Source organism: Microlunatus speluncae (genome assembly GCF_009299835.1).
Taxonomy (GTDB): domain Bacteria; phylum Actinomycetota; class Actinomycetes; order Propionibacteriales; family Propionibacteriaceae; genus Microlunatus; species Microlunatus speluncae.
Genome location: NZ_VKCZ01000007.1, coordinates 42730 through 57640, shown reverse-complemented (window position 1 = coordinate 57640; position 14911 = coordinate 42730). Strand labels below are relative to the sequence as shown.

The following is a 14911-nucleotide window of genomic DNA, read 5'->3' as shown; positions in this document are numbered from 1 at the left end:
AGGACTCCTTATTTAAGTCACCGTACGGCGCGCGTCGCGGTTTAGGCAAGAGTCCTTCCCAAATCGGTTAGGGTCGGTCCGTGTCCCTGGCCAAACCGTCGCTGGGCCTGCTCCGGTCGCTGACCGACGAGCACGTGCTGAACGCCCTGGTGGCCGCGGGCCGGCTGACCCGCGCCGAGCTGGCCGCGCGGACCGGCATCTCCAAGCCGACGATCGCCGAGAGCGTGCGCCGGTTGACCGACGAGGGTCTGCTGCAGGACACCGGCGAGCGCTCAACCGGCCGAGGCCGAGCCGGATCGTATTTCGCGCTGGCCGACGATCTCGGCACCGCGCTCGTCGTCGAGGTCACCGCGTCCGGGATCGTGGTCGAACGGATCGAGCTGTCCGGAGCGACGCTGGCCCGGGCCGACGAGAACGTTCCCGATGATCTTGAACCGGCCGGGGTCGCCGCGGCCCTGGCGCGGGCCGCCGAACGCGCGATCGGCGACTCCGGCCCGGCCCGGCTCGCGGTGGTCAGCGCGGCCGATCCGGTGGACCGCGCCACCGGCCGGCTGGTCGAGCTGCCCGACTCACCGTTCCTGGTCGGCGAACTCGACCCGCCGGCCGTCCTCGCTCCGTACGTCAGCGGCTCAGTGACGGTCGACAACGACGTGCACTGGGCTGCCCGGGCCGAGCTCGAGCACGGCGGCCCGGCCGACTTCGGCTATCTCTATCTCGGCGCCGGCCTGGGCGGTGCGATCGTCAGCGACGGCGCCGTCCGGCCGGGCCGCAGCGGCATCGCCGGCGAGGTGTCACACGTGATCACCGTCGGGCCGGATGGCCGGGCCATGCCCTTCACCGAGGTCTTCGAACACCTCGGCCTGCACCGGCCCGGCTCGTCCGCGATCGATGTCGATCAACTGCTGCGCCGGCTGACCGGGGACGACCCGGACTCGGCTCGGACGACCGCCGCAGTGGCCACCGCGATCAGCGGAGTCCTGGTCACGATGATCTCCCTGCTGGACCCGGAGTTGATCATCATCGGCGGCTCCTGGGGCACCGAGGCACGACTGCTCACCGCCGTCGCCGACCGCCTGCAGACCCAACCGCGCCGGGCCCCGATCCGAGCCGCCGCCACCTCCATCGATGCTCCCCTCACTGCCGTCCGTGCCCACGCCCGCAGCGCCCTGTCCCGCGAAGTCCTGGCCCGACCCTGACGCACTCCCGTCATATCCGCGGCCATTCTTGCGGCGTGGCGCCGCACTTGTGACGGGTCGTCCCATGCAGGTCGGTGGTGTTCGGTGCTCGGTGGTGTTCAGTCTGAGGTCGGCACCCAGCGGCGGACCAGGCTGAGCTTGTCGAGAGCGGCCGGGACAGGTCCGCTCGGCCCATGAGCATTCGGGCTCAGGGAGCGGAACGTTGGGCGGAAGGGGGGGATGCGGCTCGATTGATCGACAAGGATCGTGGGGTGAGCACGTACTCCGACGGGCGGCCGGGTTGTCGGCGACGGATGCCCGTCCATGATCACGGAGTCGTGCTCCGGCACGGCGACGGCTGGGACGGGCTCGGTGCCCGGGAGGCGTCGGTGGCGGTCGAGGACGGGGTCTTCCATCTCTTCTACGACGGGGCCGGGCCGACCGGCTGGTTGGCCTGTCTGGCGACCGGCACCGACCTGATGCAATGGACCAAGCACGGTCCGGTTCTTGATCTTGGTCCGCCTGGCGCCGATGATTCGGCCACCGCGTCGTCGCCGTGGGTGGTCCGCGGAGACGAGGGCTGGCACATGTTCTATGTCGGGTCGCCGAACGCGACACCGCCACCGGGCCGGATCCCGGCGTTTCCGTACCTGACCTGCACGGCCACGGCAGATCGGCTGGCGGGGCCGTGGCGCAAGGATCCTGAGCGGAAACCGTTCCGGCCGGAGCCGGGCACCTACTACGCCGACACCGCGAGCCCCGGCGCGGTGATCAAGGACGACGGGGAGTTCCTGCAGTTCTTCTCCGCCTCGGCCGGTGCCGAGCGACCGCTGCGGACGCTCGGCCTCGCCCGGACCCGTGAGCTGTCGGCGCCCTGGCAAATCGACCCGGAGCCGATCCTGCCGCCGGCCGAGCAGATCGAGAACTCTTCGCTCTACTACGAGCCGGCGAACCGGACCTGGTTCCTGTTCACCAACCATGTCGGCATCGACGACCGCGGTGCGGAGTTCACCGACGCGATCTGGGTCTACTGGAGCCGCGACCCGCGATCATGGAATCCCGACGACAAGGCCGTGGTGCTGGACGGCTCGTCGTGTTCCTGGTCCAGTCGCTGCGTCGGGATGCCGTCGGTGATCGCGTACGGCGGCCGGCTGGCGCTGCTCTACGACGCGCCGGGCGGCGACAGCATTGATCATCTGCGCCGGGACCTCGGGCTGGCCTGGCTCGACCTTCCCCTGGCCGTCCCGGACTGATCGGCCGTGTTGATCTTCGCCGGGGTGATCCTGGCCCGGATCGCCGCGGCCAGGGCGGCCGGATCGTCGGCGTAGCAGCGCACCTCGATCGCCTCGACCGGGCCCTGCGGCAGTTCGAAGATCACCGGCCGGTCGAGTCGCAACTCGACGTTGGTCTGGCTGGTGACGCAGACGATCACGGCGGTGCCGCCCCGGGTCTCCTCCAGTTGCAGGGTCTTACCGGAGTCGAGCGAGCGCAGCCGTTGACCGACCGAGGCCACCGCCTCCCAGGGGATCGCGAGGTCGGCCCGGTTCGCGTTCCGGATCCGAATCCCAGTGCCGTCGGCGAGGTGCGGGTGCAACTGCACCGTGGCCAACAGTCCGACCATCCATCCCAGACCCCAGATCCCGATGATCAACACGATGATCTGCAGCCAGGTCCAGGGGATCAGCAGGTGGGCGACCGGGATCTCGATCGCGGAGACGGCGATGAACGCGATCAGCACCGGATTCATCGCCGCCGCGTAGGGGAACCCCTCCGCCCCGTCCGGCACCGCGGGCCGGCGGGTGATCCACCGGGCCAGATTGACCCAGGTCGCCCGCTCCATCGCCGCGGCCCGCCGGAGCAGGCTCGGCCGGCCACCTCGGGTCCCGCGCTCGGTGGTGCCTCCTCGGATGACACTTCCGGTACTCATGTAGTGAATATAATTCACTATGTCGATAACTCACAAATATGAAACCGCCACGCACCCCAGGCACAAACGCGTCAGTTGCAGTCATCCGCGGCCGTTCCAACGGCCGCGTCTGGTCCCAACTGCCGCGTTTGCGTACGGGGAGAGTGGTGGGCCAGGTGGATGATCAGAGGAGCGGGAGGGTGGTGATGGTGCGCCACTCGTACCTGGTGTTGTCGCGGTGCTGCTCGAGCAGCGTGACCGCGCCGATGGTCTCTTCGGCCGGCTCGGGGCTGATGCTCTCGACTGCGGCGACGGTCGCGGCGGCCGGCTGATCGGTGTTGACGTAGGCGATGCTGACGTGCGGCGTGAAGCCGTCCCGGCCAGGGGCTTCGCCGATCACCTCGGCAGTCACCTCGCGCAGGGTCTGCCGCAGCGCGGTGATCGACTCGGCGGGCTCCGGCTCCAGCGCCAAGGCCTCGGAATAGATCCGGAGCCGATCGAACCGGGCCGGGATCGACCGCAGGCCGGACAGCGCCGAGCGGGCCCGCTCGATCAGCTCCGCGAGTTGATCATCGGGCACCTCGTTGCTGAACCCGATGCCCTGCAGGGTCATGTGCAGCCAGGGCCGGGGGATCGGGTCCAGCCCGGCAACCGGAGCCAGCACCGCCTGGTAGTCGTCCACCAGACGGTGCAGCTCGGACTTGCCGTCCCAGGTCAGATGCCAGTAGTAGAACCGGGTGCCGATGCCCCAGCCGGGCCGCCAATACCAGTGGTTGCGCAGCTGGTCGGCATGATTCGGTGCTCCCACCGGACCGACGTTAACCGACCGGCGGAAAATGATCATCCGGCAGGGTCTGGCCGACCGTAAGGTTCAGCGGATCGGTGCAGACGTGTGGCTTGCCGTCGTACGTCAGTTCACGATCGGCATAGATGTTGACGTGCGCGTAGCGGAACTCGTCGGTGTTGTTGGAGTTCGCGGTGTGCGGGGTGTAGCCACTGTGGAACGTGATGTCGCCGGCCCGCAACGGATGCGTCACCCGCCGGTGGAAGACCAGATCGGGTGCCGCTTCGAACAGGTCGTGGGCGTCGGTCAGGTCGATCGGCCGGATGTCGCGTCGTTCGTGCTGCTCCGGGATGAACGTCATGCAGCCCCGCTCCACCGGGACGTCGATCAACGCGATCCAGGCCGACAGGCTGTGCCGGCAGTTGGCATGCGGCCAGTAGGGCGCGTCCTGGTGGTACTCGGTCGGTGCCTGGTTGTGCGGCTTCTTGATCAGCAGATGGTCGTGCCAGATCCGCACCGGGATGCCGGCCAGCTCGGTCGCCAGCCGGGCCAGCTTCGGGTGCAGGGTGAGGTCGCGCAGGGTCTCGTTGTAGGTCCAGACGTTGACCACCTGCTTGAAGATCTGGTCGTCGCGGTTGAGGGCGGTGCCGGTGTCGTACTCGTGCTGGGCGGCGGCGCGGAATCGCTCCACCTCGGCGGCGTCCAGCACACCGGGGATGTGGACGAAACCGTCCCGGCGATAGCTTGCGACGGTCTCCGGATCCAGCAGGGTCTCGGTGGCGGTGGTCGTCATGTCCGTCCAGCTCCTTTGCGTGCGTGGATTGCGTACGGTCTCCATCCTGCGCTTGTCCCGGCGGACCGGACAGGACAGACTCGGCAGTTACTAGCACGATCCTGCACAACCGGGTGAGGAGGCGGACCGATGACGCTGCGCCGCGAGCCGAACGTGTTCACCGCCGCCGACTATCCGATCCTGGCGGCCCGGGTCGAGGTCGCCGATCCGGTGCCGCCGCACATCCACGACTTCTACGAGTTGGCCCTGGTCGTCGACGGCCGGGCCGAGCACCGGACCGCCGGCGGTGCCCAGTCGCTCAACCGGGGCCAGGCGGTGGCGGTCCGGCCCGGCAACTGGCACGCCTTCGACCGGGTGCGGGACTGCACGGTGATCAACATCTATCTCGGCCCGCAGCTGCTGTTGACCGATCTCGCCTGGTGCCTGCAGCATCCGGCGCTGGTCCGGCTGCTGTTGCACGGCGGCGCGTCCACCGACGCGCTCCCGCCGGGCCGGCTGGCTGAGGTCTGTGGCTGGCTGGATCAGCTGAGCGGGCAGCGGCCGTCGGGGTCGGCGCAGGCGATCGTGCAGCGCAGCCTGCTCGGCTGCGTGCTGGGCCGGCTGGCCGAGCTGACCATCGCCGCGGCCGGGTCGGCCATGATCACCCGCCCGGTGCAGGTGGCGCTGACCGAGATGTCGGCCGACCTGGCCCGGCCGTGGACGGTCGAGGATCTGGCCGCTCGTGCCGCGGTGTCTCCGTCCCAGCTGCACCGGCTGTTTCGGGCCGAGGTCGGCAGCACGCCGCTCGGCTGGCTGACCCGGAGCCGGGCGGAACGGTTCGCGGTGCTGCTGCTCGGCCGCGACGACACCGTGGCCGGCATCGGTCGCCGGGTCGGCTGGCCGGACCCGAACTACGCCAGCCGCCGGTTCCGTCAGGTCTACGGCATCTCGCCGACGGAGTACCGGCGCCGGCTCGACTTCGACCGGATCGCAGCCAATCCGGGCACTCCCGGCGCAGGACACTAGGATCTGTGGTCATGATCATCGATGCTCACCAGCACATCTGGGACCTGGATCGCGTCCGGTACGACTGGCTCGGGCCGGAGCTGCCGTTGATCAACAAGACCTTCACCCAGGACGACGCGGCGGCGGAGCTGCGGGCGGCCGGGGTGGACGGGGTGGTGCTGGTGCAGGCGGCCGACAACGCCGAGGACACGGACTACCTGCTGGAGACGGCTCGTGATCATGCCCAGGTGCTGGCGGTCGTCGGCTACCTGCCGCTGGAGGATCCGGACCGGACCGCGGCCGGGATCGAGCGGTTCGCCGCGGACCCGATGGTCGTCGGCATTCGCAACCTGATCCATGATCGGCCGGATCCGGACTTCCTGATCCGCCCCGAGGTGATCGAGAGTCTCGGCCTGCTGGCCGACGCCGGCCTGGCCTTCGACGTCGTGTCGGTGCTGCCCCGTCATCTGGAACACGTGCCGGTGCTGGCCGAGCGGCATCCGTCGTTGCGGCTGGTGATCGACCATCTGTCCAAGCCGCCGATCGGTTCGGTTGATCATGAACCCTGGCGGAGTCTGATCGGCCGGGCGGCCGAGCATCCGCACGTGTACGCCAAGCTGTCCGGGCTCTATCCCGGCGCCGATCCGGAGAACTGGACCACCGACTCGATCCGGCCCTTCACCGATCACGCCATCGAGGCCTTCGGCCCGGCCCGGCTGATGTACGGCGGCGACTGGCCGGTGTCGATCACCGCCGGCGGCTACCAGCGGGTCTGGCAGGGCCTGCAGCCGATCTTCGCCGCGCTGGGGGACAACGACCGGACCCGGTTGCTCTCCGACACGGCGATCGACGTCTACCGGATCGACCCGGTCCGGCTCGCCGCCCTCGGCTGATCCGAGCGGTTGGCGATGCGCTGCAGGGTGATCTGACCTGCCCTTCGACAGGCTCAGGGAACGAACCGCGACGGGCTCGGGGAACGGAACCCTAGGCGCGGCAGCGTTGGACGACCGACCCGCTGCCGGCTTGGATCTGCAGGGGTTCGACGAGGACGGCGCGGCAGGTGTCGGCGGTGGACTGGCGGACGGTGGTGCCGTCGTCGAAGCCGCCGAGCACGGTGTCGCCACCCTCCGGGCAGCCCTGCTGGCGCAGGATGATCTCCCGGATGGTGCCGGAGCTCTGCACCCGGAGCACCGCGGTCACGTCGAGCGGGTTCATGCTCGGATCGTTCTTGCACTCGGTCGGGTCGGCGACCGGCGCGGCGGCGATCCCGTCGACCAGCCGCTGGGCCTTGTCCCCGGACAGTTCCGCGGCGGCCTGGAGACCCTTCGAGCCCTCGCCGATCTCGTACTGGCACAGGGCGACCCGGTCGACCGCGCCGAACGACGTCACGTCCGCGGCCGGCTTCGGCCGGGCGGCCGGGTCCTTGATCAACGCATGCTCCGGGGTGCAGAGCGCGTCCTTGCCGGCCTCGGCGCCGGTGTCGACGATCTGCTGGGCCAGGTCGGCATCCTTGCTCACCGCCCGGAGCTTGACCGCGCCGACGGTGTTGGTGACCTCCCAGAACCCGTTGCCGAGCTCGAACCGGCCGTCGGCGCGCTTGTCCGCCGGCTGGATCGCGGCGACGTGCTCGGTGATCATCGAGGCCGGCATCTCCGGGCAGGCGATCGCCGGGATCACCTGCGGCGCGCCGAGGGCCACATACGGCTTGCGGTGCTGCGGTTGCGGGTTCTTGCCGTCGGAGCCGGCGCACCAGGCCGCCCCGGGCTCGTACGCGTAACCCCAGTCGGCCGGCACCTGGAACACGACATCGCGATACTGCTCGGTACGCCAGCCGTCCGGCGCCGATTCGCCCGGCAGCGTGGTCGGCGGGCCGGCCGGTTGGGCGACCTGGCCGCCGTTCGGCCGCAGCAGGGCCGGGATCCCGATCGCGCCGGCCGTGATCAACAGCAGCACGACGACGCCGCCGATGATCAACAGCGCGTTCCGGCGGGAGGCGCCGCGTGGCTGATCTTCGGGCTCGCCGGGCAGCTCCGGGCCGGGCGTTGAATCGTGGTTCGTTGTCATGATCAACTCCTCACTCATCGGGGTGGGTGGTTCAGCATGGTCATGGTTGTCGATCACCGTCCACAGGCGACATAGACCGCGTCGCTGGCGGAGTCGAGCCGCAGCGGCGGCCGCAGCACGAGGTCACAGGCGTCCTCGTTCAGCTCGATCACCTTGTTGCCCAGATCGAAGCCGCCGATCACCTGGTCACCGCCGTCGGGGCAGCCGCGGGCCCGGAGATAGACCTCGGTGATCTTGTCGTCGATCTCGACCCGGATCACGACGGCCAGATCGAGGGTGATCTCCTTCGCTTCGGGCTGACAGCCCTTGGTCTTGTTCTCGACCAGGTTTCCGGTGATCTCGCGGACCAGGGTCTGCGCCTCCCAGCCGGTCAGCCCGACGGCGGCGCGCAGGCCGTACGGCTCGGCGCCGAAGTCGTACTGGCACAGGGCGACCCGGCCGTGGCGCTGGAAGTCGGACCGGTCCTCCAGCGGCTTCGGCCGCGCCGCGGGATCGTTCTGCAACGGGCTGCTCGGCGCACAGAGGGCGTTCGGGCCGGTCGGCGCGCCGGTGTCGACGATCCGCTGCGCCAGGTCGACGTCCTTGCTCACGGCGCGGAGTTGGACCGTGCCGATCGTCCGGGTGACCTCCCAGAAGCCGGCGGCGATCTGATAGCGCCCGTCGGCTCTCTTGTCCGACGGTGACACCGCGGCGACGTGGTCGATGATCATGTCGTCCGGCACCGGGCCGTTGCACTGCACGTCCATCACCGCCGCCGGCTGGCCGAGCGCGACGTAGGGCCGCGGCGGCGGCACCACGGTGGATCCCTCGTTCTTCACGCACCAGTCGGTGCCGGGCTCGAAGTCGTACACCCAGTCCACCGGGGCCTGGAAGGTGACGTCGCGATACTGCTCGGTCCGCCAGCCGCTCGGCGCGGCCTCGGTCGGCAGCTTGTTCGGCGCGACGGCGATGGTGGGCTGACCGCTGGCGGGTCCGACCGGTTGGGCGATCTTGTCCGGGCGGAGGAAGGTCGGGATGCCGATGGCACCGGCGGCCACGATCAGCACCAGGGCCAGGCCGCCGGCCAGTCCGGCCGCGGTGCGGCGCCGGTTCGCGGTCCGGCGGGCGGCGTCCGGATCGAGCCGGCCCTCGGTCTGCAGGCCGGACATCGCGGAGCGGAACGCGGCGGCGGCGCGGTCGTCGGACTCGTCGTGATCATGCCTGGTGTCGTTCATCGGTTCACCTCGTCGGAATCGGAGGCGGATGCGGGGTCGTCCAGCCGGTCCCGGAGGGCGGCGAGGGCGCGATGCACGTACGAGCGCGCGGTGCTCTCGGTGCAGCGCAGGATGTCGGCGATCTCGGCGAACGGCAGGTCGTCGTAGAACCGGAGCACCACCGCGGCGCGTTGCTTGGTCGGCAGCGTGCCGAGGAGTTGCCGGGCCAGGATCGAGTCGCTGACCTGGCCGGCCGGGTCGCTCTCGATCACTCCCGGCGCCCGGACCGGTGGCAGTTCGGCGGCGTCGACCAGATACTCCCGGCGGGTGAACTTGCGCCACCAGGAGACCGTCCGGTTGACGATCACCCGGCGGGCGTACGCGTCGGCACCGAACGATCGACCCTCGGAGTCGTCGGCCTGCAGCCGGCGCCAACGCGGGTAAACGGCGACCAGCGCGTCCTGGACCGCGTCGGCGGCGTCGTGCCCGCTGCCGGTCACCATGTGGGCGAAGCCGAGCAGGGCGGGCCCGCTCCGATCCACCCAGTCGGCGAACTCGGGCGTGCGGTCGGCCGAGTCCGACACCCCGTCGAGGCTGGTGTCTCGCGGTCCACGGACCACCCTCGGCACCTCCGCATTGATCGCCTGCATGACCTGTCCACGCGACAGCCTGGCAGTTCGTTGCACTTCGAGACGAGGAAACTCGCCGCAGTCCGAAGCCGTGGTCTCGGCATACGCTCCTCTGGTGCTGTCCCTGCTGATGCTGCTGGCGACGGGGTACGGCGTGCTGCAACTGGCCGTGCTCGGTTGGGCGACGCGGTCGGTGCGGTTCGTGACCCTGCTGCGGGCGGTCGCCGTCGGGTTCTTCGCCTGCGGCTTCGTGGCGCTGCTGCTGCAGTTGGCCGCGGTCGGCGTGCTCCGCGGGGTGACCGGGCTGGGCTGGATCGAGGCCGTACGGCTCGCCGGCTACACCATCGACCCGTGGATCGAAGAGATCGTCAAGGTCGCGCCGATCGTGCTGATCGCGCTGGCCGTCCGCCGGCTGCGGCAGCAGTGGGGCCTGACCGACTACTTCCTGCTCGGCGCGGCGATCGGGGCCGGGTTCACCCTGGCCGAGGCGATGCTCCGGTTCGGGCACCGGGCCGGTGCGGTGGTCGGCACCGCCGACGGTTACACACTGCCGATGGGCCTGTATCCGCCGGCCGTGCCCGGGCTCGGCAAGCTCCTGACCAGCTGGCTGCCGGCTCCGGTCGGCGGCTACGAGCTGCTCGGTCTCGGCCCGGGGGAGTGGCTCAATCTGCACCTGCCGTGGACCGCGCTGGCGGCCGCCGGGATCGGCTACTGCCTCCGCGGACGAGCGGGTCGGGGCGGCGGCTGGTTCCGGCTGCTCGGAATCATCCCGCTGGTGTACGTCAGTGTCGACCACGCGGCCCACAACTATCTGGCCGCGCATCCGAATCCGGCCGGCCCGATCGGCTGGTTCGCCCGGCTGTTCGGGTTGGGCCACGAGTTGCTCGGCGGGCTGGTCCTGGTCGGCCTGATCGTCGTCGTCACGGTCGACCTGATCGACCTGCGCCGGGTCCGCGGTGACCATCCCGAGCTGTTGACCGAGCGGGAGCGGACCGGTTCCCGGGTGCTCGCGCTGCTCCGGCCGGCCGTGCTGGCGTTGCCGCTGTCGACCTGGGTGCTGGGCCGGCTGCTGCTGGTCCGGCGCTCCCTCTGGTACGCCATCGCCGCCGGCGCGCCGCCGCCGGCCGACCTCACCGCCGAAGTGGTCCGCTCCGTCCGGGAGCTCGATCAGGCCGGCGACCGGCGGCGCTGGTGGGCCGCGGCTCGTGGGCTCGGCCGGCAGCTGATCGGCGACCCGCGCCGGCTCGATGCCAGGACGTTGCTCCGGCGGGGCTGGCCGCTGCTGCTTTGGCTGCTCCTACTGCTCCCGGTGCTGCTCTATCTCGGCCTGGGGACGATCCCGCCGCTGGCCGGGCTGCAGGAGCTGCTCGCGTCGCCGTACGTCTTCCCGGTGCTCGGCGTCCTCGCCGTGCTGGGCGTCGCGTTCCTCGGCTGGCAGCTGATCCGGACGGTGACCGGGCTGCTGGCCGCGCGCGACCAACCGTGGATCGATCCGGCCGGCCGGAGCTGGTGCCAGGTCCTGGTCGGCGCGGCCGCGATCGGCACCGGCGTCGGGGCGCTGATCCGGTGGCTGACCGGCGCCGGCGGCGCGGACCGGCTGCTCGCCTCCGGCCACATCCTCGATGCCTTGGGCGACGCCCTGCTGGCGGCTGGGCTGGTGCTCGCCCTCTCGGCCCTGTTCCTCTATCCGCCCGTCGCCGTCGTGGCGGTCGCCGGTGGCGGCTTCCGGCTGCTGGTGACTGGCCTGACCATGGCGGCGGTCAACCGGCTCGCCCTGGCCGGCGTGCTCGCCGGGGCTGGCATCCTGCTCTCCGAGGCCTCCGGTTCGACCGGCGGCGGCGGTGCCAGCGCGGCCCGGCTGCGCCGGCTCGAGGAGTTGGCGAAGGACCCGGCCATCGGCGGCAAGGTCAAGGACCAGACCTGGCGAGAGGCCGAAGCCGCGCTGGGGCTGGAAGACGCGGGCCGATTGCGCGGGATCCGTCGTGACCCGGACGGATTCGCCGATTTCATCGATCGCAACGGGCAGCGGTGGGACGTCAAGGAGTTCCATTCCAGCGTCCCGGGCCGCCGCGGCCGCTACGACCTGAAGGACGCGCTGGACAGCATCACCAGCTCGATCCGCGATCGTGAGAACGTCATCCTGCGGCGGGACTTCCTGACCGACGATGCGGCGGAGGAATTGGCCGAGGCGATCGCGAAGGTGCCGGATTGGAAGGGAAGGATCCTGTGGTGGCCATGAGTCCGCACGATCCGGGAGAGGTGATGGCATGACCGAGCCGGCGGACCTGCGGGAGCGTATTGCGGAGCATCAGGTCTGGATGGACACCCGCGGGCAGGAAGGCCGTCGGCTGACCCTCCTGGACGTGGACCTGACCGGGTCGGACCTCTCCGGCCTCGATCTCGCCGAGGCGGTGCTGACCGGAGCCGTCCTGGCGGACTGTCGCTTGACCGGGTCACTGCTCGCCATGGCGGATCTGTACGGCGCGGTGCTCGACGGTGCAGACCTGGGATCGGCCGGCCTGGCCAAGGCCGACCTGCGCACGGCGTCGGCCGTGGGAGCCTCCTTCGAGGGAGCCAACTTGATCCGCGCCGACCTGACCGGAGCGACTCTCCGGGCCGCCTCGCTGGCGGGTGGCCGCCTCGTCCGGACGTCGCTGGTCCGCTCCGACCTGCGCGAGGTCACGCTGCGAGCTGTCGAACTGAACCGGACCGACCTGACCGGAGCCCTGCTGTCCACCACCGACGCGACCGGGGCCACCGGCACGATCATCGACGCGCCGGCCCGGCTGGAGGACGCGAACGGGATCCGTGAGCTGACCGGGGCCGAGGTGCTGGACTGGCTGCGCCGGAGCGGCGCCGGCGAGGTCGGTCTGTTCCGCTGATCCGCCGCCGAACACCTCGCGGTGAAACAGTTGCGGCGGCCCACGCCATGTACCGGGTGTCCGACGAGTTCGTACCCGAGGAGGAACACCCGATCATGAGCGACGACATCGAGCGGACGCTGCGCCGGGCGACGGCGTGGCGGGACGAGGATCTCGACGCACCGCAGGTCCGGTCGGCGCTCGCCGGGATGCGGGAATCGGTCAAGGCGGGCCGGTTCGCCGAACTCCCGGTGCGGCGCCGCCGGCGGCGGCTGCGGCAGCGGTTGACCGCCATCATCGCCGGCGTGATCGCGGTGCCGACCATCGCCTTGGCGACTCCGGCCGCGGCGGACTGGATCAGCCTGCGCACCGGTCGCTTCGACGTCGCGCCCGGCGAGCCCGAGACCGCCGCGGACGAATACTGGCGGATCAACTCCCCCGAGGCCGCCGCGGAACTCCGCGCCTACGCCCGGGAGTACGGAATGGCCCCCGGCTACACCATCGAGCCGCTGGTCGAGATCGCGGCCGGTCAGGAGGCCCAGATGGCCGCCCGCGGCTTCCGCGGCTGGGTCATCTTCTGGTCGGAATGCAGCTGGACCCTGACCGCAGCCGAGGCCCGGGAACGCGATGATCGGGCGACCCAACGGGCCGCCGGGCAGGCGCTCCGGGTGTTGGCCGACCGGCAGGACGAACTGTTCTCACCGGAGGAGAGCAACGCCGCCGAGTACGGGCGGATGCTGGCGTCGGACATCGAATCGGGACGCTTCGAGCACATCGGCGACTGGAACCGGAACAGCTGCGCCGGCATCGAGAAGACCGACCGATGACCGAGACCGAGTTCGACGACCTGTACGCCCGGCTCGCCCAGCCGCTGCTCGGCTATCTGCTCCGGCGCGCGGCTTCGCCCGAGGATGCCGCCGACCTGCTGGCCGAGGTGATGACGATCGTCTGGACCCAGCGGCGCGCGCTGCCGCCGGAGGAGGAACGGCGGCCGTGGCTGTTCGGCATCGCCCGTAACCTGCTCGCCCAACACCGGCGCCGGCGCACCCGCCGCAACGAGCTGATCGGCCACCTCGCCGAGGCGCTGTTGTCGGTCGAGCGGTCCCGGCCGGAGTCGGTGGCCGAGCTCCGGCTGGACCTCGTCCGCGCGCTTCGCCGGCTCGACCGGACCGACGCCGAGATCATCACGCTCAGCGCCTGGGAGGGGCTGACCTCCCGTGAGATCGGACTGCTGCTGGGGATGCCCGCCGCGACCGTACGAGTCCGCCTCAAACGCACCCGCGAGCGACTCCAACCGCACCTGGAGCCGCCGCCCGGCCTGACGACACCCAACCGGGTCGTGCCGTCCGCCACCTGACCGGCGGTTCATCCCTCGTAGGCCGCGGCCACCTTCTTCGGCACGACCATCCGCCAGGCCTCGATCAGCAGCTCGCGCAGCTCGTCGGGGTCGATCGCGGCCAGCCGGACGTAGACCCAGCGGAAGCGCAGCTCGGAAGCCTTGGGCATGATGAATTTGTCCGGCTCGGCGGCGACCAGGGCGTCCCGTTCCTCCTTGGGGAAGGCGAAGCCCATGATCGTTTCGTCCCGGTTGAACGAGGCCCAGACGATCTGGCCGACCCGGAACCGCACCGCGTCGCGGACCAGCGCCTCGTACGAACGGGGCAGCTCCCGCTCGATCGCGCGCGCGTCGTCGATGGTCACCCCCATCGCCGGACCAGCACTTCCGCGGTGTGGTCGTCGGCCGGCAGGAAGGCCTCCAGATGCAGCTCGGCGAGGGTGACGTCGGCGGCGGTGGCGAACGAGGTCAGGGTGGTGATCAACCGGAGATCGCCGTCGGCCGAGCCCAGCTCGAGCGGCATGGCGAAGCCGAGCACCTCGGCCTGCGGCTGCAGCGGCGGCAGATAGCCCTCCAGTTCGTCCAGCAGCGCCCGCAACCCCGGGCTCGGGCTGCGGCCGAGCTGGGCCCGCAGATTCTCGGTGATGTGCCGGCCCCACTCCGGCAGATTGCGCACCCGCGGCGCGAGGCCGTCCGGGTGCAGGGCGAGCCGGAACACGTTGACCGGCGGCGCCAGCAGCGCCGGGTCGACGTCCTCGTGGAACACCTCGAAGGCCCGGTTGGCGGTGACCAGGATGCCGTGCGGCCGGACCACCATCGCCGGATACGGCAGGTGGCCGTCGAGGATGGTGTCGAGCGCCTGGCGGACCGACCGGAGGGTCTCGTCGTCCAGCGCCGATTCCGGATAGGCCGGCGCGAAGCCGGCGGCGACCAGCAGTTCGTTGCGCTCGCGCAGCGTGAGGTCGATCGCCTCGGACAGTCGCATCACCACGTCACGGCCGGGCTGGGACCGGCCCTGCTCGATGAAGCTCAGATAGCGCTGGGTGGTGCCGGCCCGCTCCGCCAGCTCGAGTTGGCTCAGCCGGCGCGCGGTACGCCAGCGCCGCAGCTCGCCCGGAAACCTGGTGGTCTTCACGAAATGATCATCGCCGACCGGGGCAGCCGATGCCATTCCCTGGAGGGCATT

Annotated in this window: 16 protein-coding genes; 8 read left to right on the top strand and 8 right to left on the bottom strand. The window is 70.7% G+C overall.

Going from position 1 to position 14911, the window contains the following annotated elements:
- The first annotated feature begins 80 nt into the window (after positions 1–80).
- The gene (locus FNH24_RS09890) at positions 81–1196 is read left to right on the top strand and encodes an ROK family transcriptional regulator (RefSeq protein WP_152362017.1); all 1116 of its coding nucleotides are present in this window, start codon (positions 81–83) and stop codon (positions 1194–1196) included.
- 251 nt (positions 1197–1447) lie between these two features.
- Positions 1448–2428: a glycoside hydrolase family protein gene (locus FNH24_RS09885; RefSeq protein ID WP_152362016.1), complete on the top strand. Its 981-nt coding sequence runs from the start codon at positions 1448–1450 to the stop codon at positions 2426–2428.
- On the opposite strand, the gene FNH24_RS09880 is transcribed toward FNH24_RS09885, so the two are convergent.
- The 3 genes from FNH24_RS09880 to FNH24_RS09870 form a co-directional block, all read right to left on the bottom strand.
- On the bottom strand, positions 2368–3102 hold the full coding sequence (locus tag FNH24_RS09880) for a hypothetical protein (protein ID WP_152362015.1): 735 nt from the start codon (positions 3100–3102) through the stop codon (positions 2368–2370). The genes FNH24_RS09885 and FNH24_RS09880 overlap by 61 nt on opposite strands.
- Positions 3103–3265: 163 nt before the next feature.
- On the bottom strand, positions 3266–3889 hold the full coding sequence (locus FNH24_RS09875; protein ID WP_161606073.1) for a 2'-5' RNA ligase family protein: 624 nt from the start codon (positions 3887–3889) through the stop codon (positions 3266–3268).
- Between the two features lie 10 nt (positions 3890–3899).
- Positions 3900–4658, bottom strand: coding sequence for a phytanoyl-CoA dioxygenase family protein (locus FNH24_RS09870; RefSeq protein ID WP_152362013.1), 759 nt, complete (start codon positions 4656–4658; stop codon positions 3900–3902).
- A 129-nt stretch (positions 4659–4787) separates the two neighbouring features.
- Between FNH24_RS09870 and FNH24_RS09865 the strand changes: the two genes are divergently transcribed.
- Entirely contained in the window at positions 4788–5663 is an 876-nt protein-coding gene (locus tag FNH24_RS09865) for a helix-turn-helix transcriptional regulator (RefSeq protein WP_152362012.1), read from the top strand.
- An 11-nt stretch (positions 5664–5674) separates the two neighbouring features.
- Positions 5675–6535 carry an amidohydrolase family protein gene (locus FNH24_RS09860; RefSeq protein ID WP_152362011.1) on the top strand — a complete coding sequence of 287 codons (861 nt, stop codon included), beginning with the start codon at positions 5675–5677 and terminating at the stop codon, positions 6533–6535.
- A gap of 91 nt (positions 6536–6626) precedes the next feature.
- Here the strand turns inward: FNH24_RS09860 and FNH24_RS09855 are convergent, their stop codons facing one another.
- Genes FNH24_RS09855 through FNH24_RS09845 form a run of 3 tightly spaced genes read right to left on the bottom strand, consistent with a single transcriptional unit; the run spans position 6627 to position 9549 of the window.
- Positions 6627–7706, bottom strand: coding sequence for a hypothetical protein (locus FNH24_RS09855; protein WP_152362010.1), 1080 nt, complete (start codon positions 7704–7706; stop codon positions 6627–6629).
- A 53-nt stretch (positions 7707–7759) separates the two neighbouring features.
- Positions 7760–8920: a hypothetical protein gene (locus tag FNH24_RS09850; RefSeq protein WP_152362009.1), complete on the bottom strand. Its 1161-nt coding sequence runs from the start codon at positions 8918–8920 to the stop codon at positions 7760–7762.
- Entirely contained in the window at positions 8917–9549 is a 633-nt protein-coding gene (locus tag FNH24_RS09845; RefSeq protein ID WP_152362008.1) for a SigE family RNA polymerase sigma factor, read from the bottom strand. Before FNH24_RS09845 ends, FNH24_RS09850 begins: the two co-directional genes overlap by 4 nt.
- A gap of 94 nt (positions 9550–9643) precedes the next feature.
- Here FNH24_RS09845 and FNH24_RS09840 point away from each other — a divergent pair, with 94 nt between their 5' ends.
- The 4 genes from FNH24_RS09840 to FNH24_RS09825 all read left to right on the top strand — a co-directional run bounded on the left by FNH24_RS09840 (position 9644) and on the right by FNH24_RS09825 (position 13746).
- Positions 9644–11767: a PrsW family intramembrane metalloprotease gene (locus FNH24_RS09840; protein ID WP_161606072.1), complete on the top strand. Its 2124-nt coding sequence runs from the start codon at positions 9644–9646 to the stop codon at positions 11765–11767.
- A gap of 28 nt (positions 11768–11795) precedes the next feature.
- A complete protein-coding gene (locus FNH24_RS09835) occupies positions 11796–12410 on the top strand; it encodes a pentapeptide repeat-containing protein (RefSeq protein ID WP_161606071.1) in 615 nt (204 codons plus the stop codon).
- 95 nt (positions 12411–12505) lie between these two features.
- A complete protein-coding gene (locus tag FNH24_RS09830) occupies positions 12506–13216 on the top strand; it encodes a hypothetical protein (RefSeq protein ID WP_152362005.1) in 711 nt (236 codons plus the stop codon).
- The gene (locus tag FNH24_RS09825) at positions 13213–13746 is read left to right on the top strand and encodes an RNA polymerase sigma factor (RefSeq protein ID WP_152362004.1); all 534 of its coding nucleotides are present in this window, start codon (positions 13213–13215) and stop codon (positions 13744–13746) included. Before FNH24_RS09830 ends, FNH24_RS09825 begins: the two co-directional genes overlap by 4 nt.
- 8 nt (positions 13747–13754) lie before the next feature.
- Here FNH24_RS09825 and FNH24_RS09820 read toward each other — a convergent pair whose 3' ends face one another.
- Positions 13755–14096, bottom strand: coding sequence for an MmcQ/YjbR family DNA-binding protein (locus FNH24_RS09820; RefSeq protein ID WP_152362003.1), 342 nt, complete (start codon positions 14094–14096; stop codon positions 13755–13757).
- The gene (locus tag FNH24_RS09815; RefSeq protein ID WP_152362002.1) at positions 14087–14896 is read right to left on the bottom strand and encodes a helix-turn-helix domain-containing protein; all 810 of its coding nucleotides are present in this window, start codon (positions 14894–14896) and stop codon (positions 14087–14089) included. Before FNH24_RS09815 ends, FNH24_RS09820 begins: the two co-directional genes overlap by 10 nt.
- Positions 14897–14911 lie beyond the last annotated feature (15 nt).